This is a genomic window from Nocardia suismassiliense, from assembly GCF_900269665.1.
Lineage (GTDB): Bacteria > Actinomycetota > Actinomycetes > Mycobacteriales > Mycobacteriaceae > Nocardia > Nocardia suismassiliense.
Map to the genome: position 1 here is coordinate 4,510,825 of NZ_LT985361.1, position 24,591 is coordinate 4,535,415.

At 65.2% G+C, this 24,591-nt stretch carries 22 protein-coding genes; 12 read left to right on the top strand and 10 right to left on the bottom strand.

The window, feature by feature from the left end; all coding sequences use genetic code 11:
- The first annotated feature begins 197 nt into the window (after positions 1-197).
- The gene (locus tag DBO33_RS20140) at positions 198-686 is read left to right on the top strand and encodes a hypothetical protein (RefSeq protein ID WP_234390933.1); all 489 of its coding nucleotides are present in this window, start codon (positions 198-200) and stop codon (positions 684-686) included.
- Between the two features lie 68 nt (positions 687-754).
- Here the strand turns inward: DBO33_RS20140 and DBO33_RS20145 are convergent, their stop codons facing one another.
- On the bottom strand, positions 755-1,111 hold the full coding sequence (locus DBO33_RS20145) for a hypothetical protein (RefSeq protein WP_234390934.1): 357 nt from the start codon (positions 1,109-1,111) through the stop codon (positions 755-757).
- A 372-nt stretch (positions 1,112-1,483) separates the two neighbouring features.
- Between DBO33_RS20145 and DBO33_RS20150 the strand changes: the two genes are divergently transcribed.
- Both DBO33_RS20150 and DBO33_RS20155 read left to right on the top strand, forming a co-directional pair.
- The gene (locus DBO33_RS20150) at positions 1,484-1,915 is read left to right on the top strand and encodes a DUF6010 family protein (protein ID WP_107656432.1); all 432 of its coding nucleotides are present in this window, start codon (positions 1,484-1,486) and stop codon (positions 1,913-1,915) included.
- Between the two features lie 386 nt (positions 1,916-2,301).
- On the top strand, positions 2,302-4,389 hold the full coding sequence (locus DBO33_RS20155; RefSeq protein WP_107656433.1) for an acyltransferase family protein: 2,088 nt from the start codon (positions 2,302-2,304) through the stop codon (positions 4,387-4,389).
- A 25-nt stretch (positions 4,390-4,414) separates the two neighbouring features.
- On the opposite strand, the gene DBO33_RS20160 is transcribed toward DBO33_RS20155, so the two are convergent.
- Entirely contained in the window at positions 4,415-5,233 is an 819-nt protein-coding gene (locus DBO33_RS20160; protein WP_107656434.1) for an SDR family NAD(P)-dependent oxidoreductase, read from the bottom strand.
- A gap of 547 nt (positions 5,234-5,780) precedes the next feature.
- Between DBO33_RS20160 and DBO33_RS20165 the strand changes: the two genes are divergently transcribed.
- Both DBO33_RS20165 and DBO33_RS20170 read left to right on the top strand, forming a co-directional pair.
- Positions 5,781-6,692 (top strand): ABC transporter ATP-binding protein, encoded by a 912-nt coding sequence (locus tag DBO33_RS20165; protein ID WP_407670621.1) that lies wholly within the window; start codon positions 5,781-5,783, stop codon positions 6,690-6,692.
- A gap of 2 nt (positions 6,693-6,694) precedes the next feature.
- Entirely contained in the window at positions 6,695-8,311 is a 1,617-nt protein-coding gene (locus DBO33_RS20170; protein WP_107656435.1) for a polyketide antibiotic transporter, read from the top strand.
- Positions 8,312-8,371: 60 nt separating this feature from the next.
- Here the strand turns inward: DBO33_RS20170 and DBO33_RS20175 are convergent, their stop codons facing one another.
- The gene (locus DBO33_RS20175) at positions 8,372-9,916 is read right to left on the bottom strand and encodes an alanine/glycine:cation symporter family protein (protein ID WP_107656436.1); all 1,545 of its coding nucleotides are present in this window, start codon (positions 9,914-9,916) and stop codon (positions 8,372-8,374) included.
- Positions 9,917-10,187: 271 nt separating this feature from the next.
- Between DBO33_RS20175 and DBO33_RS20180 the strand changes: the two genes are divergently transcribed.
- From DBO33_RS20180 to DBO33_RS20195, 4 genes are all read left to right on the top strand, one after another.
- On the top strand, positions 10,188-11,642 hold the full coding sequence (locus tag DBO33_RS20180; RefSeq protein WP_107656437.1) for a SulP family inorganic anion transporter: 1,455 nt from the start codon (positions 10,188-10,190) through the stop codon (positions 11,640-11,642).
- A gap of 94 nt (positions 11,643-11,736) precedes the next feature.
- Complete coding sequence (locus tag DBO33_RS20185) at positions 11,737-13,173, top strand: serine hydrolase domain-containing protein (RefSeq protein ID WP_107660429.1); 1,437 nt, start codon at positions 11,737-11,739, stop codon at positions 13,171-13,173.
- Positions 13,170-14,243, top strand: a complete 1,074-nt coding sequence (locus DBO33_RS20190) for a sensor histidine kinase (protein WP_107656438.1) — start codon at positions 13,170-13,172, stop codon at positions 14,241-14,243. Before DBO33_RS20185 ends, DBO33_RS20190 begins: the two co-directional genes overlap by 4 nt.
- Entirely contained in the window at positions 14,240-14,893 is a 654-nt protein-coding gene (locus DBO33_RS20195) for a response regulator (protein ID WP_107656439.1), read from the top strand. Before DBO33_RS20190 ends, DBO33_RS20195 begins: the two co-directional genes overlap by 4 nt.
- A gap of 183 nt (positions 14,894-15,076) precedes the next feature.
- Here the strand turns inward: DBO33_RS20195 and DBO33_RS20200 are convergent, their stop codons facing one another.
- From DBO33_RS20200 to DBO33_RS20230, 7 genes are all read right to left on the bottom strand, one after another.
- Positions 15,077-15,514 carry a DUF2000 domain-containing protein gene (locus tag DBO33_RS20200; RefSeq protein ID WP_159080377.1) on the bottom strand — a complete coding sequence of 146 codons (438 nt, stop codon included), beginning with the start codon at positions 15,512-15,514 and terminating at the stop codon, positions 15,077-15,079.
- An 81-nt stretch (positions 15,515-15,595) separates the two neighbouring features.
- Positions 15,596-16,405 carry a diaminopimelate epimerase gene (gene dapF, locus DBO33_RS20205; RefSeq protein ID WP_107656441.1) on the bottom strand — a complete coding sequence of 270 codons (810 nt, stop codon included), beginning with the start codon at positions 16,403-16,405 and terminating at the stop codon, positions 15,596-15,598.
- Positions 16,406-16,422: 17 nt separating this feature from the next.
- Positions 16,423-17,058, bottom strand: a complete 636-nt coding sequence (locus tag DBO33_RS20210) for a LysE family translocator (protein ID WP_159080378.1) — start codon at positions 17,056-17,058, stop codon at positions 16,423-16,425.
- Positions 17,051-19,132, bottom strand: coding sequence for a molybdopterin-containing oxidoreductase family protein (locus DBO33_RS20215; RefSeq protein ID WP_107656443.1), 2,082 nt, complete (start codon positions 19,130-19,132; stop codon positions 17,051-17,053). The genes DBO33_RS20210 and DBO33_RS20215 overlap by 8 nt, the downstream gene beginning before the upstream one ends.
- Positions 19,122-19,817: a 2OG-Fe dioxygenase family protein gene (locus DBO33_RS20220; protein ID WP_234390936.1), complete on the bottom strand. Its 696-nt coding sequence runs from the start codon at positions 19,815-19,817 to the stop codon at positions 19,122-19,124. Before DBO33_RS20220 ends, DBO33_RS20215 begins: the two co-directional genes overlap by 11 nt.
- A gap of 46 nt (positions 19,818-19,863) precedes the next feature.
- Positions 19,864-20,157 carry a hypothetical protein gene (locus tag DBO33_RS20225; RefSeq protein ID WP_107656444.1) on the bottom strand — a complete coding sequence of 98 codons (294 nt, stop codon included), beginning with the start codon at positions 20,155-20,157 and terminating at the stop codon, positions 19,864-19,866.
- On the bottom strand, positions 20,151-21,191 hold the full coding sequence (locus DBO33_RS20230) for an iron-containing redox enzyme family protein (RefSeq protein ID WP_234390937.1): 1,041 nt from the start codon (positions 21,189-21,191) through the stop codon (positions 20,151-20,153). Before DBO33_RS20230 ends, DBO33_RS20225 begins: the two co-directional genes overlap by 7 nt.
- 729 nt (positions 21,192-21,920) lie before the next feature.
- On the opposite strand from DBO33_RS20230, the gene DBO33_RS20235 reads away from it, so the two are divergent.
- The 3 genes from DBO33_RS20235 (at position 21,921) to DBO33_RS20245 (ending at position 24,285) form a co-directional block, all read left to right on the top strand.
- Positions 21,921-22,661, top strand: coding sequence for an SCO6745 family protein (locus DBO33_RS20235; protein WP_107656445.1), 741 nt, complete (start codon positions 21,921-21,923; stop codon positions 22,659-22,661).
- 463 nt (positions 22,662-23,124) lie between these two features.
- On the top strand, positions 23,125-23,559 hold the full coding sequence (locus tag DBO33_RS20240) for a GNAT family N-acetyltransferase (protein ID WP_159080379.1): 435 nt from the start codon (positions 23,125-23,127) through the stop codon (positions 23,557-23,559).
- Positions 23,560-23,649: 90 nt separating this feature from the next.
- Positions 23,650-24,285, top strand: a complete 636-nt coding sequence (locus DBO33_RS20245; RefSeq protein WP_107656447.1) for a DJ-1/PfpI family protein — start codon at positions 23,650-23,652, stop codon at positions 24,283-24,285.
- Positions 24,286-24,591: the final 306 nt, after the last annotated feature.

The window sequence follows — 24,591 nt, forward strand, 5'->3', positions numbered from 1 at the left end:
CGCACGCCGCTCGTGCCGGGACCGCGCGCGGATTTCACCCCGTCCAACGCGACTGATCGGATGAGCCGAACCCGCTAGGAATCGAAACGCTTCGGCCCATCCATGATCGAGCGGCGGGCATTGTCCAGCCCCCGAGATTGAGGGCACGAGAGATCGATAACGCCGCCGATGTGCCGGGCGAAAGAAAGATCATGAGTATGAAAAATGTTTTCCTACAACGGTTTATGTTCCGCACGGGTGTGGTCGCGACGGCGATGGTGGCCGCGGTGAGCGGATTCGCTGGGTCCGCCGGCGCCAACCCCGACGATCCGGTGACGCAGTTCTCCTCGACCCTCACGCGGGTGCCGGGGCCGAATTGTGCGGCGATCATCAATGCCGAGACGGTGCCGCAGCCGCAGTCCGGTGTATTCGGTGTCCGAGTGAAGATCACGCAGACCGGGGAGTTCTGCGGGGCCTACTTCGTCACCGTGCATTGGCGCAACCTCGACACCGGCCGGACCAGCGGGCAGTCGCAACGTGTCGAAGGCACCTCGGTGGTCGGCCTGCCGGACAACGTGATCACCGGCATGGGCATGGGGCCGGGCGCCGGGAAGGTGGAGGCGTGGATCGACACGTACTCCAAGGTCTATCCGCAGAACGTGGATCTGGAGCACATCGCGGGCCGCGCGACGTTCACGCTCGGCTGAGTATGCCCCGACTATGCGCTTCACCATCCGACCGCAGGGTGTCTGGCAGGGCTGACCGATGGACGCCGCTATCGGGTAGTCGGCTGTCGCAATGCGACGGTCGCGCACGCGGTGGCCAGCAGCCAGACGACCGGTCCCACGATCGCGCCGATCAGGTCGACGTAACCGGGCGCTGCGAGAAACACCAGGAAGGCCAGGTCGACCACACCGAGCACGACGGCGTTGAGCCAATAACCCAGGCGACTGTTGACCCTGTTCATGGTCACCGCGACGAAGATGGCCTGCGCTCCCAGCGTGGTCACGCAAAGGAAGTACAGCAGACTTTCGGCCGCCGACTCGGTGCCGGGCGCACCGTCGGCGAGGTCGCTGATCACCATGGAGGCGCCGAGTCCCATGTGCAGCACACCCCACACGGTGTACAGCACTGCAGCGGTCGTCGACCACCGACGATTACCTGTCACCTCGGCCCCCGGACTGTTCGGAAAGCGTTGGCCCGTTGCTGTTTCGGGCCCCGCGACGAAACTCTATGCCGCCCGGGTCGGTGTCCACATCGGGGTAATCACCGATTTCGCGCACGTGCCACAGTGTGCGCGAGATTTTCCGGGACATGGGCGCCACCGCGTGCGCCGAACTGATCCGGGCCGTGCTGTCCGGCACCGGCTGTGACTATCGGGCGCGGCCATCGGGGTTGGCGATTTTCCGTGGGTATACGGCAGAAATGCCACTGGGATACCTCCCGGCCGGGCGATACCTTCGTGACCGATCCAGCCCTGAGCACCAGAAGGAGTCACCCGGCCATGCATCCCGTCGTCGTCTATGTCGTTGCGCCGCTGTCGATCGGCGTCGTATACGCCGTGCTGATGTCACTGATCCGGGAACCGCACCGGCGTACCTTCAACGCGATCATGGTCGCCGGAGCCGGTGCCGCCTATCTCAGCGGCGGCGGCCTCGGCGGCTGGGAGTACTTGTTCACCGCCCTCATCACCTACTGCGCTTTCCGTGGACTCAATTCCTGGACCTTCATCGGAATCGCCTGGCTGCTACACACCATCTCTGACGTGTTGCATCACCTCAAAGGTCATCCGATCGTCCCGTTCGCGCACGATTCGTCCCTCAGCTGCGCGGTCTGCGACCCCGTGATCGCGCTGTGGTGCCTACGCGGCGGCCCGGACCTGCTCGCTTTTCTCCGCCGCCGCTCATCCGGTCAGCCCAGCGAGCCCGTCCACTAGCGTCCACGTCCGGTGCCCCCGTCCACCACTGACGTTCGTACGGCTCAGGCCGAGAGCCACCGTGCTGCGGTTCCGTAACCGGACATACCACGTCATCATCGAACATGAAGCCCGCGCCGCGGACCGCGATGGAATCCCCGACAGGTATCGAAAACCCTGAACATCCTCGGCGCCAAGGCAACAGAGCGGCATCATCCGGCGCTGGGTGCTGCTGCCGGTTTGATTCGACGGTGCCTGCTGCGGCATGGTTTGCGGGCGGAGTGCCGGGCGGTCAGGCCGGCAACCCGGCCCGGGCGTCGGGTCGGTCATAACGATGGCGGGAGTCGGACGGTGCTCACGCGGAGGTCGGCGGCGAAGCCGGCGGACGGCGTAAAAGGTGGTGGCGCATGTTGACTTGGGTCCAGGACGCCGTGCGCCTGGGGTCGGCGTCGAGCGAACTCAGGGGGGACCGGGCCGGGGGAGCGGTCGGCACCGGGTATCGGCACGACCTCGACGGCCTGCGTGGCCTCGCGATCGCGCTGGTCGTGGTGTTCCACGTGTGGATGGGCCGGGTCTCCGGCGGGGTGGACGTGTTCCTGGTCCTGTCGGGATTCTTCTTCACCGCAATGTTGTTGCGCCGCATCGAGACCACGGATGCGATCGGTCTGGGATACACCGTGCGCCGGACCGTACGCAGGCTGTTGCCCGCGCTGTGTCTCGTCCTCGCCGCGGTGTTGCTCGCCACGGTGCTCGCCCAGCCTTACACGCGCTGGGCCGACATCTCGGCCCAGACGCTCGCCTCGGCGCTGTACTACCAGAACTGGTATTTGGCAGGGGCGGAACTGGACTACCTCGCACCGGATCCCTCGGTCAGTCCGCTGCAACATCTGTGGTCGATGGCGGTACAGGGGCAGTTCTATCTGCTGATGCTGCTGGTCGTCGGGATCTGGTCGTGGACGCTACGATTTCGCGGGCGGTTGCTGGCCTGGCTCGCCGGGTTCGGCGTGGCCTCGTTCTGGTACGCGGCGTCCGGATCGGCACAGCATCAGGCGTGGACCTACTACGACAGTGGCGCTCGCGCCTGGGAATTGCTCGTCGGTGCGGCATTGGCCGTTGCCGCACCATGGATTTCGATCCCGAAGCCGATGCGCGCGATACTCGCGGTCGCCGGACTCGGCATGGTGATCTCCTGTGGGCTGCTCATCGATGGTGGCACCGAATTCCCCGGCCCCGCCGCGCTTTATCCCGTCCTCGCTACTGCCGCGCTGATCGTGTCCGGTATGAACACCGGCACCGCACCGCACCCGTGGATCAACCGTCTGCTGGCGACACCGCTGCTCGTCGAACTGGGTGCGCTGGCCTACTCGCTCTACCTGTGGCATTGGCCGGTGCTGATCTTCTACCTGACCGAATACGGCGAGAGTAGTCCCGGCATCGGCGGCGGGATTCTCGTCATCGCCGTCTCGCTCGTCCTCGCGGTGGCGACGCAGCGGCTGGTCGAGACACCGCTGCGCCTGCGCCCGACCACTACCCGGTCCGGTGTGGCCGCGCGTTCCCGGCGCGGTATCGGGGCGGCGGTGTCGGTACTGGGCATCGGCGTGCTGGTGGCTGCGCTCAGCTGGCAAGCGGTGGTCCGGGCGAACCCCGCGCAGCCGGCGGCCGAGCTGGCGGTCAACCGATATCCCGGCGCGGCAGTGCTTTTCGAGGAGGTAGCCGTGGCGCCGGAGCCGATGCGGCCGACCGTCTTCGAAGGCCGGCTCGACGCGCCTGCCCCGACGTTCGACGGCTGTATCAGTGCGAACCGGGAAGTCCGGGTCTGCACCTACGGTGACGTGAATGCCGACCGCACCATCGCTTTGGTCGGCGGCTCACACTCCGAACACTGGTTGCCGGCCCTGGAACTGCTTGCGGGCGAGCACAAGTTCCGCATCGTGACCTATCTGAAGGAAGGTTGTCCGCTCACTTTGGCCGACGAGCCCTCCTACGCCCTGGCGCCGTTCCCCGAATGCCGCGAATGGTCGATCGAGGTGCTGGATCTGCTCGCCGATCACCGCCCGGAGTGGATATTCACCATCGGCACGCGGCCCCGCTGGGACAAAGGGGACTATGTACCACCGGAATTCATCGATATCTGGACCGCATTGGACGACCGCGGACTCAACGTCCTCGCGATCCGGGATATCCCCTGGCTGCGTCGTGGCGAGGTGCACTACCGTGCCGTCGACTGTTTGGCGGACCGGGGCAGCCCCTACAGCTGCGGGATGGACCGAGCGGCCGCGCTCGACCCGGAGAACCCCGCCGAGTTACCGGCCTCGAGACACCCCAACATATTTCCGCTGGACCTGTCCGACGCCATCTGCCGCCCCGACCGTTGCCTGGCCGCCGAGGGCAACGTGCTGATCTATCGCGACGAGCACCACCTCACCGCCAGCTACGCCCGCACCCTGGCCCCCGAACTCGGCCGCCGAATCGGCGAAATCACCCAGTGGTGGTGAAGCGGCCGCGCCGGGGCGGGGCGGACTACGCCGTGTGTTCGAACTGGCTGGTCCACACCGCGAGCCGGGTGCGTGCCCGTGAATTACGTACCAGGGCAGCAGGTGTCGCCCGCTCGAAGCCCTCGTAGTAGCCGCCGTTGACCACCGGCGTTGCCGCTGTGCTGAACTCGACGAGCAACGCGGCGGCCTCCTCGACGGAAGCGGTTCGGTGACTGCGTAATTGGGGCAGGTCGATCTCGAAGTCGGCGGGGTGCACGCTCACCGAGGTGAGACCTTCGGGTCCGGTCTCGGACAAGGACCGGCTGAACATGGTCAACGCCAGTTTGGCTTGGGCGTAGATCGCGAGCGGGGTATAGATGGCTCGGTTGCGGTCCAGGTCCGAGTAGTCGATGTTGCCACCGGCGTGCAGTTTCGAGGTCACCGTGACGACCCGCCCCTGCGCCGCGGCGACGGCGGGGGCCAACGCCATGGTGAGCCGTCGTGGCGCGAGATAGTCGACCTGGAAGGTCAATTCGTGCCCGTCGTCGGTGTGCGTGCGCCGTTGCGGCGCGGCGATGGACGCGACGTTGAGCAATGCGTCGAGGCGGGGTAGCTCCGAGGCCAGGGTACGACCGAGCTCGTCGACCTCGGCCAGGCGGGTGAAGTCGGCGTGCACCAGCCGAACTCGGCCGAGCCCGGGTTCGCTCTGTAGTCGTTCCATTGTTTCGTCGGCACGGTCCTTTTCCAGGACGTGGGCGATGACGGTGGCGCCGTCGGCAATCAGCAGCCGTGCGGTAGCGAAACCCAGGCGGCTATCGGCACCGGTCACGAGTACGGTGCGGGTCGCCGGCGAGCTTGCGGACATAGTTCTCCCATCGGGGTGGTGCGATCGTCACGCACTGGTGTACGAGACGCGCAGGCAGGAATATCGCGATCGGTCATCGCGAAAAGACAAGTGGGACACCGCTTGTGCAGCGGCAACACGGCACGGCACAGATCTGCCGTGCTGCACAGGGCGTGGTGGACCGTTACGCCGGACTCGGCGGCTCGTCCTCACTGCCGAAGCCGAAAAGCTCCAGGGCAGACGGCATCCGCTCCACACGGTGCCGGGCGACCTCGTCGACCCGGCGCGCAGCGCACCGAGGGCCCGAAGTCGCAGTCATACCGCGATACAAGCCCATCGGGCATATCGGCGGCAAGCCATCCACGCCCGATTTGACGGAACGTTTGCACCGCCGCTCAGGCTCGAGCCGGTGTTGAAGTGACGCAGCCGAAGATGCCCGGATAGCTGTTGCGGGGCTTGACAAAAGCCCACGGTGCCTGCCGCGGCGGCGTAGCGTTGTGGTCAGGAGCGCCGGGAAGTCTGGTCGGCATGTCATATTCGCCGACTTCGGAGGGTTTCCGTGTCTGCTATTTTGGCGTTGCCGGTGCACGCCACCACTACCTGTGCTGCCGTCTCGATCGAGCATCTGTGCAAACGGTTCGGCCGTACCGTCGCGGTCGATGATCTGAGCCTCACGGTCGCCACTGGTGAAGTGTTCGGGTTTCTCGGCCCCAACGGTGCCGGGAAGTCGACCACCATCCGGTTGCTGCTCGGGCTGATCCGTCCTTCGACAGGGATCGTGCGGATCTTCGATGCGGACGCCGCCGACGTGCGGCGGGCGCATCGTCACCTGGCTTATGTGCCTGCCGATGTGGCCTTGTGGCCGTCACTGACCGGCGCCGAGACGTTGGAGCTGCTCGCCCAGATCGGTGCGGGCACCGACCTGGCGTATCGCGCCGAGTTGATCGAGCGGTTCGCCCTGGAGGTCGACAAGCTCGGCAAGGCCTATTCGACCGGCAATCGGCAGAAGGTCGCGCTGATCGCGGCGTTCGCCTCGCGGGCGCCGCTGCTGGTGCTCGACGAGCCGACCAGCGGGCTGGACCCGTTGATGGAGCACGAGTTCCGGCGGTGCGTCGGTGAGGCCCGCGATCGCGGGCAGACCGTGTTCCTGAGTTCGCACCAGCTCGGCGAGGTCGAGGCGCTGTGTGATCGAGTGGCGATCCTGCGCGCCGGTCGGCTCGTGCAGACCGCGACCTTGGCAGAGTTGCGCCGGTTGCACCGGACCATCGTCGAGGTCACCTACGAGGGGCCAGCGCCGGTGCTGAGCGAGGTAGCCGGTGTCGAGAATGTCGAAGCGCCCGACCATGGGCGGCTCCGGTTCACGGTGTCGGGGTCGGCGGCGCCTGCGCTGCGCGCGTTGTCCGCCGCGCAGGTGACGACGCTGTCGTCGCACGAGCCCAGTCTCGAAGAGATCTTCCTCGACTACTACGGGCAGGCGTGACGATGACTACCTCAGCCGTATCGGCAGGTGGGTTCGCGCCAGGACGGGCGGTCGCCCGGCTCACCCGGCACCAAGCACAGCGTGGGGCGCTGTTCGTCGCGGCCGTCGCCGCCGGAATGTCAGCGCTGGTCGCCTTCCAATACCGCAGCACCTTCGCCGGCACCGTCGACTCCGGCGCGATCCGCGCGCTCGTTGAAAACCCCGCCATCCGAGTCCTTTTCGGTCCGCCGCTGGCTTTGTCGGATCCCGGTGGATTCACTGTGTGGCGCACCGGCACCCCGGTGCTGGTGCTGTGCGGGGTGTGGGCACTGCTGGCCGCCACCCGCCTGACCCGCGGCGCGGAAGACGCGGGGCACTGGGAGTTGCTGCTCGGCGGCAGGCTGCGCTCGCTCGATCTGCTCGTACGGGTAACCGGCACGCTGTGGCTGGCCGCGGCGGTGATCGCGGGCGGGGTCGGGACCGCGCTGGTCGTCGCCGGTACCGACCCACTGGGCGCAATCCTGCACGCCGCCTGCGTGTTCGGCGTCACCGCGACCTTCGGCGGCGTGGGATTGCTGACGGCGCAACTGGTTTCGTCGCGAGCCGCGGCCACCTGGCTCGCCTCGGCCGTGGTAGGGGTTGGTTTGCTGCTGCGGATGCTCGCCGACGGTGTCGGCGCGTTCGCCTGGGTGGCGTGGTTTACCCCGTTCGGCCTGGCCGCCCGCACCGCGCCCTACGCCGACAACCGTGTCGCACCGTTGTTAGTGCTGTTGGTGTTCGTTGTCGTCCCGGCCGCGAGCGCGTTCGCCGTGGTTCAGCGCCGCGACCTCGGCGGTGCGGTGATCGTCGTGTCCGCCACTCGGGCTCCCCGTACCCGACTGCTCGGATCGGTGGCCGGTTTCGCGGTGCGTCGCGCGGTGCTCCCGACTGTCGGATGGGCCGTGGGCATCGGTGCCTACTTCCTGCTGATCGGGGCGCTGATCTCCTCGATCCTCGAATTCATGGACGAGAACCCGCGTTTCGCCGAGCTCGCCGCGACAGCCGGTTTCGGCGGCCTCGGGTCGGCCACCGGGTTCGCGGCGGCGATGTTCGCTCTGCTGGCCCTGCCGGCCGGGGGTTACGCCGAGAGTCGTATCTCCGCCATGGTCGCCGACGAGAAGGCCCGCCGCTGGACCGCGCTGCATGCGCTGCCGCTGTCGCGTTATAACTCGGCGGGAATCGAAATCGCCGTCACCGTAGTTGGTTTGGTGGTTCTGCTGGTCACCGCGGCGAGCGCGATGTGGGCGGGCGCGGTACTCGCCGGTGCGCCGCTGAGCCTGGGTGCTGCCCTCGCCGGTGCCGCCAACGTGGCTCCGGTAGCCCTGCTCGCCCTCGGCGCCGCGGTACTGGCGTTGGGCTGGCGGCCCGACGCGGTGGGGGTGATCGGTGCGATACCCGTGGTCGGCGGGTTCCTGCTCGACGTCGTGGTGCAGAGCATCGGCGCACCCGGCTGGATTCGGGAGATCTCGCCGTTCGCCCACCTCGCCGCCGTACCGGATACCGCACCCGACTGGGCTGCCAGCGCTTGGTTGACTGCCATAACCATCGCCGCGATAGCGATCGGAATGTATGGCTACGCGCGGCGCGACCTGCAAGGGTGATGCCATCCTTTGATAAGAAGCGGTCAGGTACACCGTTGTGTACCTGACCGCTGCCTTCGGTTACGCCTTGGTCGTCACCTGATCCTTGTCGGGACTCCGGCGGTAGGTCTCCCAGAACGTGGCGCCGGGAATGTTCAGCACCAGCGGATCGAATACCGGGTCCAAACCGGCCTTCTGCTGCCGTTCGAAATCACGCAGCGCCTTGTACGCGGGCTGTTGCAGGATGATGATGCCGACGATGTTGAGCCAGGCCATCAGTCCGACGCCGATATCGCCGAGCGTCCACGCGTCGGTCGCGGTCGAGACCGCGCCCACCGCGACGGAGACCAGGATCAACCCTTGCAGCAGCAGGGTGACGTTCGATCCGATGGTGCCGCGGATCAGCGGCACCGGGATCGTCGCGTACTTGCCGAGCATGAACCGCAGGTTCGTTTCCGCCATGTAGTAGTAGGCGATGATCGTGGTGAGGCAGAAGAAGGCCAGCGAGATCGCGACGAACGTCGCTCCGGCGCCGCTCCACAACGTGTCGAACCCGACCTGGGCGAAGGCCGGCCCGACCGCGGCGTCCGAAGGCAGCGCGCCGCCCTCGGCGAGCACTCGGCCGTTCGCCGATTCGCCCTCGAACACTCGGTACGCGCCCGTCGACAGGATCAGGAAACCTGTTGCGGTGCAGATGAAAAGGGTGTCGACGTAGACGGCGAACGCCTGCACCAAGCCCTGCTTGGCCGGGTGCGAGACCTCGGCCGCCGCAGCCGAGTGCGGGCCGGTGCCTTGACCCGCTTCATTGGAATAGACGCCGCGTTTGACGCCCCACATGACCGCCGATCCGATGATCGCACCGAACGCCGAATCGACGCCGAACGCACTGGCGAAGATCAACCGCAGCACACCGGGCAGTTCGGTCGCGTTGGCGACGACGATGACGAGCGCCACCGCGATGTAGACGATCGCCATGAACGGCACCACCACGGCGGCGAACGCCGCGATGCGCTTGACGCCGCCGATGATCACGAACGCCAGCACGATGACCGTGCCGACAGCCACTGTCCATTCCGAGATATCCCAGGCCTGGTGCATGGCCGAGGCCATCGAATTCGACTGCACGCTGGGCATCAGCAGGCCGCAGGCGAGCACGGTCACCGCCGCGAAGACGAACCCGTAGACCTTGAACGCCGGGGCGGCCTTGGTGTGCGCCATCGCCCGGCTGAAGTAGTAGGCAGGCCCACCGCGGTATTCGCCGGTGAGGTTGTCGCGGGTCTTGTAGATCTGGCCGAGGGTGCACTCGACGAAGGAGGTCGAGGCACCGAGGAAGGCCACGGCCCACATCCAGAACAGCGCGCCCGGCCCGCCGAAGGCGATGGCGGTGGCTACGCCCGCGATGTTGCCCGTGCCGACCCGGCCGGACAGCGACATGGCGAGTGCCTGGAACGACGACACCCCGGACGGGGAGGTTTCGCCGTTTCGCATCTGCCGGATCATCTCCGGAATCTGGCGTACCTGAACGAATCTGGAGCGGATCGAGAAGTACACCCCTGCGGCCAGGCACAGGTAGATCAGCGCATCGCTCCAGATGTACTCGTTGATCGTGGCTAGAAATTCGGTCAAGACCCGCTCCTATCGAACTATCGACATCGCCGGAGATCGTCCCACGAAAAGTGCGGTCATTTGTTACAAACCGGTCACAGAGGTGTTAGGTCGCTTGTGAACATCGGGTAACTGCCGGTCGCCGCCTTGCCGCCACGATCCCCATCCGGTCGCGCACTTGTCTTTGCCGGTTCTTTACGGCATCTTTACGGGCGGAGCGCCGGGAAGTCTGGTCGGCAACCCACCCGCCGCGGGTTGGGTTCGGGATTTGCAGGTGGGATGAGGTGCTCGCATGGGGTTGCCACGATTCGCCGCCGAGGCAGTGTCCGGTTTGACCGTCGCGATCGTCGCGCTTCCGCTGGCCATCGCGTTCGGTATCACGGCGACCGGCACACCCGAAGGTGCGCTGGTCGGTTTGTACGGTGCCATCTTCGCGGGGTTCTTCGCGGCCGTGTTCGGTGGCACGCCGGGCCAAGTCACCGGCCCTACCGGCCCGATCACCGTCGTCGCCACGGGTGTGATCGCCGCCCACGGACTCGAATCCGCGTTCGTCGTGTTCATCATGGCGGGTGTGTTCCAGATCCTGTTCGGGCTCTGCCGACTCGGATCGTTCATCCGCTACATCCCGCACCCCGTGGTCTCGGGGGTCATGGGCGGGATCGCGCTGATCATCATTCTCGGCGAGCTCGATCAAGCGCAGAAAAGCTTCCTGCTGGTCGCGGTCACCATCGTGCTGATGCTCGTATCGGCCAGGCTGATCAAATCCGTTCCGGCCAGCCTGATCGTGCTGGTGATCATCACTGCGCTCTTGCCGCTGACCGCGGACTGGCTCACGAATGTCACCGTGGGCCCGGTACCGCTCAACACCGCGGTCGACTACATCGGCAAGATCCCCGAGGCCATCCCGACCATCAACACACCGGAACTCAGCGGATCGTTGATCGTCGGCCTGCTGCTGCCCGCGTTGAGCATCGCGCTGCTCGGATCGATCGACTCGCTGTTGACCTCGGTCGTGATGGACAACATCACCGGCACGCGACACCGCAGCAACAAAGAACTCGTCGGGCAGGGCCTCGGCAATATCGCCAGCGGGTTGTTCGGCGGTCTGGCCAGCGCCGGAGCGACCGTCCGCTCTGTGGTGAACGTCAGAAGTGGTGGCCGCACCGGTTTCTCGGCGGCGACGCACAGTGTGGTGCTGTTGATCTTCGTGGCCGGACTCGGCGTCGTCGTCCAGTACATCCCGCTCGCGGTGCTGTCGGGCATCCTGATCGTCACCGCCGTCGGCATGTTCGACTGGGAGACGATGCGCAAGGCGCACGTTTCCCCGAAGGGTGATGTGGTCGTATTGGTCGTGACCATGGCGATCACGGTGATCGTCGATCTCACCGTCGCGGTCGCCGTCGGTGTTGCGCTGGCTGTCGCAGTGCATCTCGTGCAGTCGCGGCAGCGAAAGGCGTCGATCGTGCAGGAGGACAACGCGTATGAGATCCACGGGCCGTTGTCCTTCCTGTCCACCGACGCCGTGTTCAGCAACCTGCGCGAGGACAAACCCGAACTCTCGCTGTCACTGGCCAAGGTCAGCTACCTGGACATGTCCGGGGCCAAGGCCTTGCTGACCTTCATCGACCACTCGGACCGAGACGGTGTCGATCTCACCATCACCGATCTGCCGCCGCACATCGAAAACACGTTGTCCGAGCTGGCAAGTCGAGAACAACAGACGAAACTGGCAGCGGCGCTTCGGTGATGTCGCTAGCGCTCGGGCTCTATAACTTTCGTCAGGGGTAGGTGCGGTCGTTCGACAGATTCGCCGGGGCGCGCGGATCCCTAGCGTCGTGGGCATGGTCAGATTCATTGCCGCCCTCGCCGTCGTAGCCTGTGTCGTTCTGGCACCGGGTGCGACGGCGCACGCGGTGCCGAACGCTCCGTTGACTCCCGCTGTCATCGACAACTATCTCGAAGACGCGCTCGAGAGCACGGGGGTGCCGGGATTGGCAGCCGTTGTGACGCACGGTGATCGGGTTGTGCATGCCGGTGGCTACGGCCATGAGTCCGGCGGCGGGCCGGTCACTGCGGATACGCCGATGCGGGTCGCCTCGCTCAGCAAATCGTTCACCGCTACGGCTGTGCTGGTGTTGGTGGAGCAGGGGCGACTGTCGCTGGATCGCCCCGTTTCCGCGCAGTTGCCCGGGTTCGCACTGGGCGACTCGCGGGGCGGCTCGGTGACGGTGCGACAGCTGTTGAATCAGACGTCGGGGCTGACGGATTCGACCGTCGATATCGGCAGGCTGGGGCAGGCCCGTTCGCTCGACGAGTATGTGTCGCTGCTGGATACTGCCTCGCTCGCGACGGATCCGGGCACGCGATTCAAGTACTGCAATGTGAACTACAACGTCGCGGCTCGGCTGGTCGAGGTCGCCAGTGGACAGAGTTTCGGGGACTTCCTCGCCCAGCGGGTGTTCGGGCCGCTCGGGATGGCGCGCAGTGCCGTGAGCGCCGCAGACATCGCGCCCGCGGACGGCTACAACTCGGTGTTCGGCGCTTGGGTGTCCCGGCCCGAGTTGTCCGAGTTTCTCGACGGCAGTGGCAGCGGAGGTGTCGTCACCACGGCCGCGGACATGGGGAAGTGGTTGATCGCGCACAACGGCCGCGGTCCGCGGCTGCTGAGTCAGGCCGGCCTGGATGTCGTGCACACCTCGTCGCCGGTCGCTGAATACGCGATGGGCTGGTCGCCGGAGCCTATGGGCGCGGATCCTGCCCTGCTCGTGCACAGCGGGAACCTGTTCACCTACTCCGCGTTTCAAGCCATCGATCCCGTGAGCGGTTACGGGTTCGCGGTGCTGGCCAACAGCGCCGCGCTCCATGACGACACGTATGACATCGTCAAGGGCTTGGTGGCGCTCAGCAGGGGAGAAGCGCCTGGCGAGATCGGCGGCCAGCGGCAGATCTTCGAGCTGGTCCTCGGCCTGATCGCATTCGGCGCCATCGGACTCGGCACGCTGGCAGCGCTGCGGTCACGCCGATGGGCTCGGCGACAGAGCGGGCGCGCGTGGTGGCGGGTCGCGCTCCGGGTGCTACCCCTGGCGGTCCCGGCCCTGGTGTTCGCCGGTTATCCGGCCATCATCTCGTTCATCAGCGGAGGCAGGACGGTCACCTGGGCCCAGCTCACGTACTTCGCTGCGCCGCTGACCATCACGTTGTTCGTGGTCGCGGCGGCCGGGGCGGCGACAGTGGCGTTGCGATTGGTCCGACTGCGCTCGGTAAGGTCGGCGGAATGAGGTACAGCGCTCTGCTCGCGGTCACAGCGGTAGGTGGCGCGCTGAACGGACTTGCGACAGAAGGGCTTCCGGGCTGGCGGCAGTTGCTGTTCGTGGCGCTCTTCGCCGCCGCCTACCTACAGGGTCGGCGCCTGCCGGAGCGGCACGGTGGGCCGGTGCTACTGGTCGCCCTCGCGGCGGCGGCGCTGATCGCCGTGGTCGATGTCGCCGAGGCCGTCGGTGCGGTCATGTCGCTGGCCCTGTTCGTGGCGCTGCCGTGGGTGATCGGCCGGTTCCGGCGGCAACAGGCCGAACTGCTCGCGGTCGGCCAGGAACGGATCCGTCACCTGGAGCAGACCCAGGCGCTCGCCGAAGAAAGCGCACGACTACGCGAACGGGCCCGCATCGCCACCGACATGCACGACGCCCTCGGCCACGAACTGGCCTTGATCGCCTTGCAGGCCGGTGCCCTGGAGCTGAGCGCCGACCTGAACGAACCGAACCGCCAGGCGGCGAGCCTTTTACGAGCCTCCGCAGTGACCGCCTCCGACGAACTGCGCCGAACCGTCAGCATGCTGCGAGCCGGCAACGCCGTGGCCGTCGAGCCACCGAGCATGTCCGTCGAGGCGCTGGTCGCCCGCGCCCGGACGGCAGGGATGACGGTGGACCTGGTCCAGAGCGAGCTATGCGACCACCTGACACCCCTGGTCGAATCGGCTGTCCGCCGCGTGGTGCAGGAAACGCTGACCAACGCTGCCCGGCACGCGCCCGGTGCCGGCGTACGGATCGAAATGGAGCAGCACGGAGACGAATTCGGCCTAGTAGTCACCAACCCGATCAGTACGCCAACAGTCGGCATCGGTACCGAGGCAACCAGCGGCGGCAACAATCGTGGCGTGAATATCGGCGGCGCTGGGCGCAGTGGGGGAGCCGGCGATGTGCGGGGCGCCGTGCCCGGTAGCGGCCTGATCGGGCTCGCCGAACGAGTTCAGTTGCTGGGTGGGACATTTCAGGTGGACGACGACCGAGCGGCTTTCACGGTCACCGCCCGCATTCCGGTGGCGGTGCCGGTTCGGGCGGGGGCGGAATGATCCGGGTTCTGCTGGCCGACGATGAGGCCATGATTCGGGCCGGGGTGCGTGCGATTCTCGCCAGCGATCCCGGCATCGAAGTGGTCGCGGAGGCCGCAGACGGGCGGGAGGCCGTCGCATTGACGCGGGTGCACCAGCCCGACGTCGCGCTGCTCGACATCAGGATGCCAGAGCTCGATGGGCTGGGTGCTGCCGCCGAGCTACGCGAAACCCACCCGGAGGTCGCGGTGGTCATCGTGACCACGTTCGACGAGGGCGACTATGTCGCGCGTGCGCTCGCCGCCGGAGTGAAAGGGTTCCTGCTCAAGGCGTCCGATCCGCGTGAACTGCTGATGGGAGTCCACGCGGCGGCGAACGGGGCTGCTTTTCTCTCGCCGCGCATCGCCCATCGTGTTATCACCGAGCTCAGCGGCAATACCCTCGAACGCAAGAACGCCGCGCGCGAGCGAGTGGCAAGCCTGACGCAACGGGAACGCGATGTGCTGACCCTCCTCGGTCAGGGTCTGTCCAATCGGGAGATCGCCAAGCAACTCTGCATCGCAGAAGGAACAGTGAAAGCACACGTCAGCGCGATTCTGCAACGCATCGGGGCGGGCAACCGCGTCCAAGCCGCCATCTTCGCGCACCAGGCTCAGCTCGTCGGCTATTGACGCCGATGCCGTGCGTGGTGTGCGTGGGCGGCGGCAGTTCGGCGGGCGCGACAGTGGGTGAGGCGGAGGGGCGGCGGCATGCCGAAGCACCGCGCCGGAGACATCCGGCGGGGGGCTACTTCCATTGCTGGATCAGCTCGAATGCCGTTCCGTCACACTCGAACACTCACAAACGAGTCTGCGCTACCGCCACAGTGACAATCGGCGGGTGTGCGGGTCGATGGTGTCTACCGATCCGAACGCCGCGACGCACAGCAAGATGATGTCTTCTTCGGGAGTTGCCGCGACACGGGCGAGTTGTTCGTCAGTCGATCCGTCGAGCATGCCGTCACAGAAGTCGATCGAGTGGACATCCTGCTCGGTGAAGGTGCGCCGAAGTGTCTGCAGCTGACCGGTTTTGGCCGACAGCACGATCAGGCCGTGGGCGGAGATGAAGTCGTGCGAGGTGCCCGACGCGTCGGGGTAGTCGATGAACGCCATCGCTTGCAGCAAGTCGGGTGCCTTGCATGCGGCTTTGGCGACGAGTCCCGCCATTGCGTGGGCCGCGACGTTGATCGCCCGTCCGGGGTCCTCGCGCAGCACCTTGTTGATCACGACATACAGCTTCATTTCGCTTGCCACCGAAACCCCACCGGTATCCGAAATCTGAGCGTCCCTTTCGCTACGGCGACGTTGCCGTCGCCCGGATGATCACCTTGCGTGCTAGCTGTCGAATGTGCTGCCGTGCGCGACGAACTCGCAGCGCCCCTGCAGCTGGATACGGTCGTTATCGATGAGCACGGTGACCTCGCCGCCCGGCATGGTAACCGTGACCGACCTGTCGACGTATCCAGCGCGGAAGGCACTATACGCGGTCGCACAGCTGCTGCTGCCCGATGCCAGCGTATAGCCGGCGCCGCGTTCCCAGATCTGGAGTTTCAGCGTTTGCCTGTCGAGGGCAGTGCAGAGTTGAACGTTGGTACCGTCCGGACCGAATGCGGGGTGGTGGGCCGCCCAGGCGCCGACGCTGCGGGCCAACTCCTCGGTGGCGTCCGGCACGAAGGCGATGGCGTGCGGATTGCCGATGTCGACGCGATCGAAGGCGACGACCGTGCCCTCGGGGGTTTCCAGTTTCATATCACCGAGGGGCTTCGCCATTCCCATGTCCACCGACACCTCCCACGGGTCTGTGCTGATGATCTCGACGGGGCAGTCGCCCGCCAGGACCTCGAGCACGAATCCGTCGGAGGTCAGATAGTTGCGGCGCAAGTATGCGGCGAACATGCGCAGGCCGTTACCGCTCTTTTCGCACTCGGAGCCGTCGGAGTTGAAAATCCGCAAGCCTACCGATGTTTCGGTGCCGTTCTCGATGATCCGGTCGGTCGGGCCGAGAAGTACTCCGTCCGCGCCGATACCGAAGTGCCGGTCGCACAGGTGCCGGACAAGGGTGCTGTCCATCGGACGCGCGAGCTGGTTCGGTTCGACTACGAGGTAATCATTACCGAGGGCCTGCATCTTGGTGAATGGAACCATTGTTCTCTACTCCGGATTCATGTCGTCGCCAGCCAGCCCGCGAGGCAGAGGAATATCGCCCCGGCGACATTGTTGATTCGGCGACTGTAGTTGTTGCTGGTTTCGGCGATACGGCTACCGAACATGCCCGACAGGTAGCCGATGGGGCCGTCGATGGCGAAGTCTACGATGACCAGGACGAGTCCGAGAATGGCGAGCTGATGTGGTACGTGCCCCAAGCCCGGATTGGTGAACTGCGGTAGGAACGCAAGGTTGAAGAGAATCACTTTGGGGTTGAGTATGTTGGTGATGGCGGCGCTCCTGAATGACGCCAGCACCGGCTTGCTGAGTACTTTCGTGGCGGAGACCTCGTCGGCGGCCGGCGTGGTGTCGGCCCGAAACGACGAAATCGCAAGGTAGACAAGGTAGATGACGCCGAGCCACTTCAATCCCTGGTACACAGCGGGGAACTTGTGCACCAGCGCGGACAAGCCCAGCACCGTGATGACGATGTGCACCGCGAGTCCGGCAGCGACGCCCGCGGCCGCCGCGACACCTGCGGCTTTGCCGTGCCGAGTGCCGAGCGTGACGATCAGGATCATGTCCGGGCCGGGCATGATCACCAGGACGACCGCGGCGAGCATGAACGGCCAGAACAGATTCCAGTCAATCATCGATGTCCTTTCGGTCGAGTAGCGCGACGTCGACATTGTTGTCGTGGAATACGGCTCCGCCGCCCAGGTCGGCGTCGCGTTCCTCGACCGTCGCGTTCACGGTCGGGCCGCCGACGATCTTGCGCCAGCTGCCCTTGGTCATCGCGACCACACCCGGTGGGACCGCATCACTGATTTCGGCGCTGGTGGTGAATTCGCCCCGGCTGTTGAACACTCGGACCCGGCACCCCGCGCCGATTCCTCGCGAGTCGGCATCCGCAGGGTTCAGGGTGACTGCGGTCCCACTCGACTTGCCGGCCAGTAACTCATTGTTGAGAAATGTCGAGTTCAGTGTGTAATGCGAGGCTGTCGCCAGTAGGGACAGTGGATATCGCGTGTCCGTTCCTGATGTTTCCGCAGCAACCTTTGCGCTGAAGTCTGCGCTGGTCGGAAACTCGAACTTTCCACTCACGGTGCGGAAACCATCGGCGAAGGGGACGAACTTGTCAGGGTAGTTCAGACGTTGCCATCCGCGCTCGCGCAACGATCGCACAGTGATGCCGTCGAGCGAAGGGTGGGTGGAGTCCATCAGCTGGCGAGCTATGTCGATATCGCTGTCATACAAACACGGTTCCCGCAACCGTAGCCCGGCAGCGATTCGACGGAATATCTCGGTCGTGGACAGCGCCTGGCCGGCCGGGGCAACCGCGGGTTCGTTCCATGCGAGGTACATGTGGCCGTATCCGTCGTGGATGTCGAGATGCTCTGTCTGCATCGTCGCGGGCAGCACGATATCGGCATAATCGCAGGTGTCGGTCTGGAAGTGGTCTACCACCACGGTGAACAGATCTTCGCGCGACAGTCCTCTGATGACGTTGGCCTGGCCGGGCGCACTGGCTACGGGGTTGGCGCCGTAGACGAACAGCACCTTGACCGGCGGCGACAGGTTGGGATCGTTGAGCGTGTCACCGAGCCGGGTCATGGACAGTCCCCGCACCGGCCGTGTTTGCAGGTCGTCGCGGTCGAGTGCTGCTCGGTTGAGCCCGAAATACCCGTCGGTCGAATAGGACACGCCGCCGCCGTAGCGACCCCAGTCACCGGTCGCCGCCGACAGGCACGCCAGCAATCGCAGGACGTTGCCGCCGCCGGCATGGCGTTGTAAGCCCATTCCGGCGCGGATGCCGACTGGAGATGACGACGCGATCCGAGCGGCGAGGCGAATAATCACCGATGCCGGTACGCCCGTTGTCTTTTCGACGGCGGCAGGCGCGAATTCGGATAGCTCGCCGCGGAAGTCCGGCCATCCGTTGGTCATTGTCTCGAGGTAGTCGACGTCGATCGCCTCGTGCGCGACCAGCTCGTGGATCAGGCTCAGAATGAGATGTGCGTCGGTGCCGGGGCGGGGCGCGATGTGCTCGTCGGCCAGCTTGACTGTCCGAGTCCTGATGGGGTCGATCGCGACGATCCACGCACCGAGCCTGCGCGCCTGCTGGACGAATTTCCACAGATGATGCCCCGAGGTCACGGTATTGACACCCCACATGAGCACCAGCCGAGACGCCGCCAACGATTCGGGGTCGATCCCCAACGAGGTACCGGTGGACTGCGCGAGTCCTTCCTGACCGGCGATCGAGCAGATCGTCATGTTATGGCGCGACGCGCCGATCGCATTCCACAGCCGCCGGCCCGACTTGCCTTGCAGGCCTTGGATATAGCCGAGGTTCCCCGTGCCCTGGTAGGGCCAGATCGATTCCCCGCCCCACCGCTCGATCGCGTGCTCGAACCGGTCGGTGATCATGTCGATCGCCGTGGACCACTCGACCTCTTCGAACTTGCCCGAACCCTTCGGTCCCACTCGACGTTTCGGGTTCAGCAGACGTGACGGTGACCGGGTCTGTTCGAGGTACTGGCCGACCTTGACGCACAGCGCACCGGCGGTGAACGGGTGATCCTTGCGCCCGGCCAGCTTCACCGGCTCATCGCCGTCGACGGTGACTGTCCAACTGCAGCCGTCGGGGCAATCCAGTGGACAGGCACCGTGGACCAGCTTTACCGCCGACGGAACCGCAGCGACGCCACCAGCTTCAGCTGACATCGGAGAGGACCGCTTGTTCGTGCTCCTCGCCGTACCAGCGTTCGTCCCACCGGGAGAAGGAGACGATGAGGATGTCTCGGGTACCGGTCGTAGAACCGTCTGGTTCGATCGGCGTCACGTCGTGATAGACGCGCTGGTCGTCGAGAATGACCGCGTCGCCGGCGCCGAGCGTGCCGCGCCAGATCGGGTCGGCGTCTTTCGCGGGCCAGAGACGCATCTCGCCGCCCCGGACCTTGTTCCTGCTCAGGATCGAGATGATGACGAACTCGTGCCCGTCCTGGTGGATTCCCTCCGGCGTGAGCTCCGCCGACTTGTCGGTGGTGGTCTTGCTCCGGTTCTGGTGGACGTTGATCTGCCAGTCGACGGTCTGGTCGAGGAAGCGCTCCTGGTCGATGACGTGTTTGATCGTGCTGACAAAGTCGACGGCGATCGGCGTGTATTCACGAAGGATGCCGCCTGCGACATTATTGAATTTCTTGAATGCCGAGTAGGCCCGGTGCGGCAGCAGTTCGAACTCCCATCCCTTGTCGTCGGAGAACTTCAGCCGATACTGGGAGAACCGCTTGTACCTGGTGCCGTGCGCCATGTAAGGATCGAGTTCGATTTCGTCGTAGCTGGAGAGCACGTCAGCACCGATTGGTGGCAGGGTGACAAACTTGAAGCCGCGATCTTGCAGTTCGGACACGGGTCTTCCTTTCAGTGTGTAGCCCGCGCGAGGTGGGCTGGTTCGGTCAGTCGGAAATGCGCACGGTGACGAAGTCGGCTGCCAGCGGCAGTTGGTGGATCAGTGGTGCACAGGACGGCGCGACGGTGATGGTGCACGGAACGTCGAATACATCCGACAGTTCGGTGATGGCGATGACGAGTTCTCTTTCGTTCTCGTCCAGATCCGCCGCGGTAGCCGAAACGCGTAACTCGGCGGTGTGCATATTGATGGACAGACACCATTCATGGAACGCGGCGGACTCGACGCTGATCTCGCCCTTCTGGACGGCCAGTGTGTTGTCGTCGACCTCGATCAGCATGAGACGAGCTCGTTCAGTAGCGCATCGAGGTAGCGTTGCGAAGAGTTCATCCGCGCTATCGCGCCCCAGTAGATGTCACCGGTTGCGCTCGGATCCTTGCGAATCTCCGGCTTGATGACGTTCCGGAAGAATCCGCTCGCGTGCCGGGCGTCGATACCGATGTGCTCTTTGTGGTAGTCGCCGTTGCGCTCGGAGAGATTGTTCCGCCGCCACGCCTCGAGGAGTTGCGCGCAGCGGCGCGGGAACAAGAATTCGGTCACCGCGAAGCTGCCGATGGAGCGGTAGTAGAACCGGGGGTTCACCGCCAGCGTCGCCGAGAGGTTCCCGCAGATGAGTGTCTCCACCAGCCGGTGCGTGTGGACGAACTCGGGATCCGCCCCGACCTCGCGCATCGCGTTCTCGAACATCGATGTATGCACCTGGGCGGGGTTGCCGTTGCCCATCTCGTCCCAGTAGTTACCGGCCAGTTCCAGCTTTTGCTGGCTGTCGCAGCCCAGTTGCATCAAGGCGATGAAGTCGTCGAACCGCGGATCCAGGGCGGTTTCCTGGGCAAGATAGTATCGAATATCGGCGACGCCGGCTTTGAATGGAAGAAAGTCGATGTAAAAAGGGTGTCGATTGGCGGGGTGGGCGCGGACCGCTTCTTTCAGTTGCTGCACGAACAGATCGGGATCGTCGGTGAAAGGAATTTGCCCATCGTCCATCCACTGGTCTTCGTACTCGATGACGAAATCTTCGAGGATCGCCTGTACCGGATCGAGAATCCCTTTCCGGTTGCACCACGACTCGTTGGGGCGCGGCTTGGTGAAATATGATCGGTGAATGGACTCCAGTGCAAGGTGCAACTCGGTCAAGGCGCCGGTAGAACCTTTGCGTGCTTGTTCGACGGTGTCCTCGGCGGCTGATCTCAGTATGTTCGCCGACTCGGCCGCAGCGTCTCCGCCGAACTGGTCCTGAATGGACCGAGCGGGGCCGAACTGGATTTCTTGAACAATGGCCGCAAGATTCTGGCCGATTGCTACCGACGTTGTCACACTACCCCCCATAGGGTTGTCCAATTATGAATATGTGCTTGTTCGACTTCGCGTACAGACTCAGGGCGAAAGCCTGAATCCACGTCGTACGCGCATGCGTTTGCTCAATTATCAACGATGTATGCTCATACCCCATGCTGGAGGGGGTTTTGGTATCCCCGCCGACCCTCCTGAGGCCCCATAAGGCCGTGCGATGACCATACGGCCGCGCCCGTGGCCGAGTCAAGAGTGAGATGTCGATTATGTTGCGGCGCAACAGAAACAAACCGAGTGTCCGGAATCGCCGGGGGATAGCGAGTTCGCGTATTTATGCGTTCGGCATGAATACACCGAAGCGTTCGCAGGTTGGGTGAATGCCGATAAGGGTTGCGATGCCGACTAGGGATATCACCCTGGTATTCGGGGCTTGCGCGCTCATTCACAGGCGGAGTGAGTACTTCTCGTTGATTGGTGCCGTACGCCATCCGTCGAGATGGTGTCGCGCTGTGGGCGGTCGACCGCTCCGTGAACATGTCCTGGCTCCTCGAGGGCCTGGCGATTCGCGACTCCAGCACAATCGGACGGATCGGCATTGGGAGACGGCGATCCGCTTCCGGAGTCCGAACTCGGCGGCGCTGCCGAACTCGGTCGGCGTCGGCACGCACTGTTCGCTGAGCAGTGACTGATCGATCTGACTATGGTTAGCTATAGCCTGTGAGACTGAGTGAATCGGACGCAGGGAAGACGAACATGACAACCGCGGTTACGGTCAAGAAGCACATCCTGGAGCTGGGTGGGGCGTTCATGATGTCGCGCGAGGCAAGAGAATTCGGGCGGGCAACCGGGGTGGACGGATTCCACGGCCCCTACACCCGCGGTCGCGGCGGCGTGCTCGGCGAGGTGGATGCCGACGTGGTCACCGCGGCGTTCGGGTTCTTCGCGCCGGACCGGGTCCGGTCGGCCTGGGAATCGGTGCCGATCCCGCCCGCCGACGCCGCCCGCGGCTACCTCGCCGCATGTCAGGACTTCGGCCGCCGCAAGCTCGCCGCGTTCCCGGAGGCGGACAGGCTGGCGGAACTGCTGCAGGCGGTCGCGACCGCGGCGGCGCCCGCCGGGCTGGCGCTGTTCGCGGGGTGGCGCGCAATGCCGTTGCCGCAGAACGGGTCTGCCAGAGTTCTGCAGTTGGTGCACGTCCTTCGTGAACTGCGTGGTGGGCTGCACTTCATGGCGTTGACGGCGAACGGGTTGACGCCATTGCAGGCGATCCTCATCGCCGGGTCGCCCATCCTCGCCGGGCCTGATCAGGCCCGGCTGCTCGGCTGGCCGGAACCGTTCGAGGAGATCACTGCCGAGCAGCGCGATCGCTGGGCAGCCGCAGAGGCGTTGACCGACACAATGATTCAGCCCTACTTCGAGGTTCTCGACGAGTCCGAGCAGCAGGAACTCACTGCCTTGATCGCCGCCGCGCACCAGGTCGCCTTGGCTCGCTGAGGGTTTCGGGTCGTCAGCAAGGCGCGCCGCCGACGCTCGCCTGCTTCGAGGGCGGTGCGTCGGTGGGGCCGCCGGTGCCGTCCGCGGCGGCGCACGACCGGAAACTCGGCGCTCGCAACCGGCTCGAGATTCGGATCGCCACTCACCGCCGCTGGATTCCATCGATCCTGCACTTCGCACCACACTCCATGCGATCTGCACTGAATTGCCCGATCCCGAAAGCCATCGCGCTAGCCTCCCGTGGCTGGTCACCGGTGTGGTCGCTGCGCGTAGGCAACGCTCGACGACGGCCGCCCAACCGGTAGTGACCCACCTGCGCGCACTAACCTCGCGGCGGCGGCCCGGTCGTTACAGCAGATCTGAGCCGACCGGACCGTTGCCGCGACCACCAAAGGCCACCATGTCACCCGCTCGATTCACGTTCCGCGAAACCAATCCCCAAGACCAGCAATTCTTGGCAGAGATGCTGATCGAAGCCGCCCATGCCTCGGGTGACATCCTCAGCATCGACGACCTGCCCGATACCCCCGGCTCCTACCGCTACGTCGCCGAGTGGGGAAAGCCCAGCGACCTCGGCGTAATTGCCCACGATGAACACGGCATGCCCGTCGGCGCGGCGTGGGCGCGGCTTTTCGACCGCTCCATCGGGTCGCCGGCGTTCATCGATGACCACACCCCCGAACTCACCATCGCGACAACCGCGCACGTTCGTGGCCGAGGACTGGGCACCGCGCTGCTCCGGCAACTTCAGGACCTCGCCCGGCGGGCAGGGCGGCCGGCGCTGGCACTGGGGGTCCATCGTGACAACCAACCCGCGCAACGGCTCTACCGCAACGAAGGATGGACGACCCATACGACCGCAGGTGAGTACAACATCTTGGTCAGATATCTCCAGTGAAGCCGTTTCAGGTCATCGACGTCGGATGAAGCATCACTTTCTTGTCGGGCACTATCGGACTGAGCTGAACAAACTTCCATGGGAGCACTGATGCAGATCGCGATTGTCTTGTTCGACGGATTCACCGCCCTCGACGCTGTCGGGCCCTACGACATTCTCAGCCGGTTGCCCGATGCCGAAACAGTGTTCGTGGCCCAGGAGCGGGGTGCGGTCCGGAACGACAATGCGGGCAGTCTCGCGATCGTCGCCGATCGCGCGTTCGACGAAGTCGCCGCTCCCGACATCATCGTGGTGCCCGGCGGCCCCGGTGAAACGAAACAACGAACCAACACCGTGCTGCTGGACTGGCTGCGCGCCGTCGACCGGACCAGCACCTGGAGCACCTCGGTGTGTACCGGATCGCTGCTGCTCGCCGCCGCCGGGCTGCTCGACGGGCGCCGCGCCACGTCGCATTGGCTGGCGCTGGAAACCCTTGGTCGCCTCGGCGCCACACCTACGGCCGAGCGAGTGGTCGTCGACGGCAAATATGTGACCGCCGCCGGAGTTTCCTCCGGCATCGATATGGGCCTGAGCCTGCTCGGAACCATCGCCGGAGCGGAGTTCGCGATGGCGGTGCAGCTGATGACCGAATACGATCCGCAGCCTCCCTATCAAGCCGGATCGCCCGACAAAGCCCCCGCAGATCTGGTGGCCAATCTCAGAGCAGCCAACCGGCACGAGCGCTGATAACGCAACCAGATCGCGGCTGTCGGGGTGATGTTGTGCACCGTCGTCGCCGCGCGGCCGCAGGCGCTGCAGGTAAAGCTTTCGGCCGCAACGAATCTCCCTGGTCCGCTGCGGCGGGCCGGGGGTTTGTGGTTGGCGTCCAGGTCGGCGCGGGCTGGATCGGCTACCCTGGGCGCTGCACTGGAGATTGTCGGATGTGAGGAAGATTTATGGGAAGCGTTGTCCTCGACGTTGTCGCGTTGCTCGCCAATCGTGCAGCGATGTTCTGGAATTGGATGGCCACCGGGTCGTCGGGGTTTCCCCCGC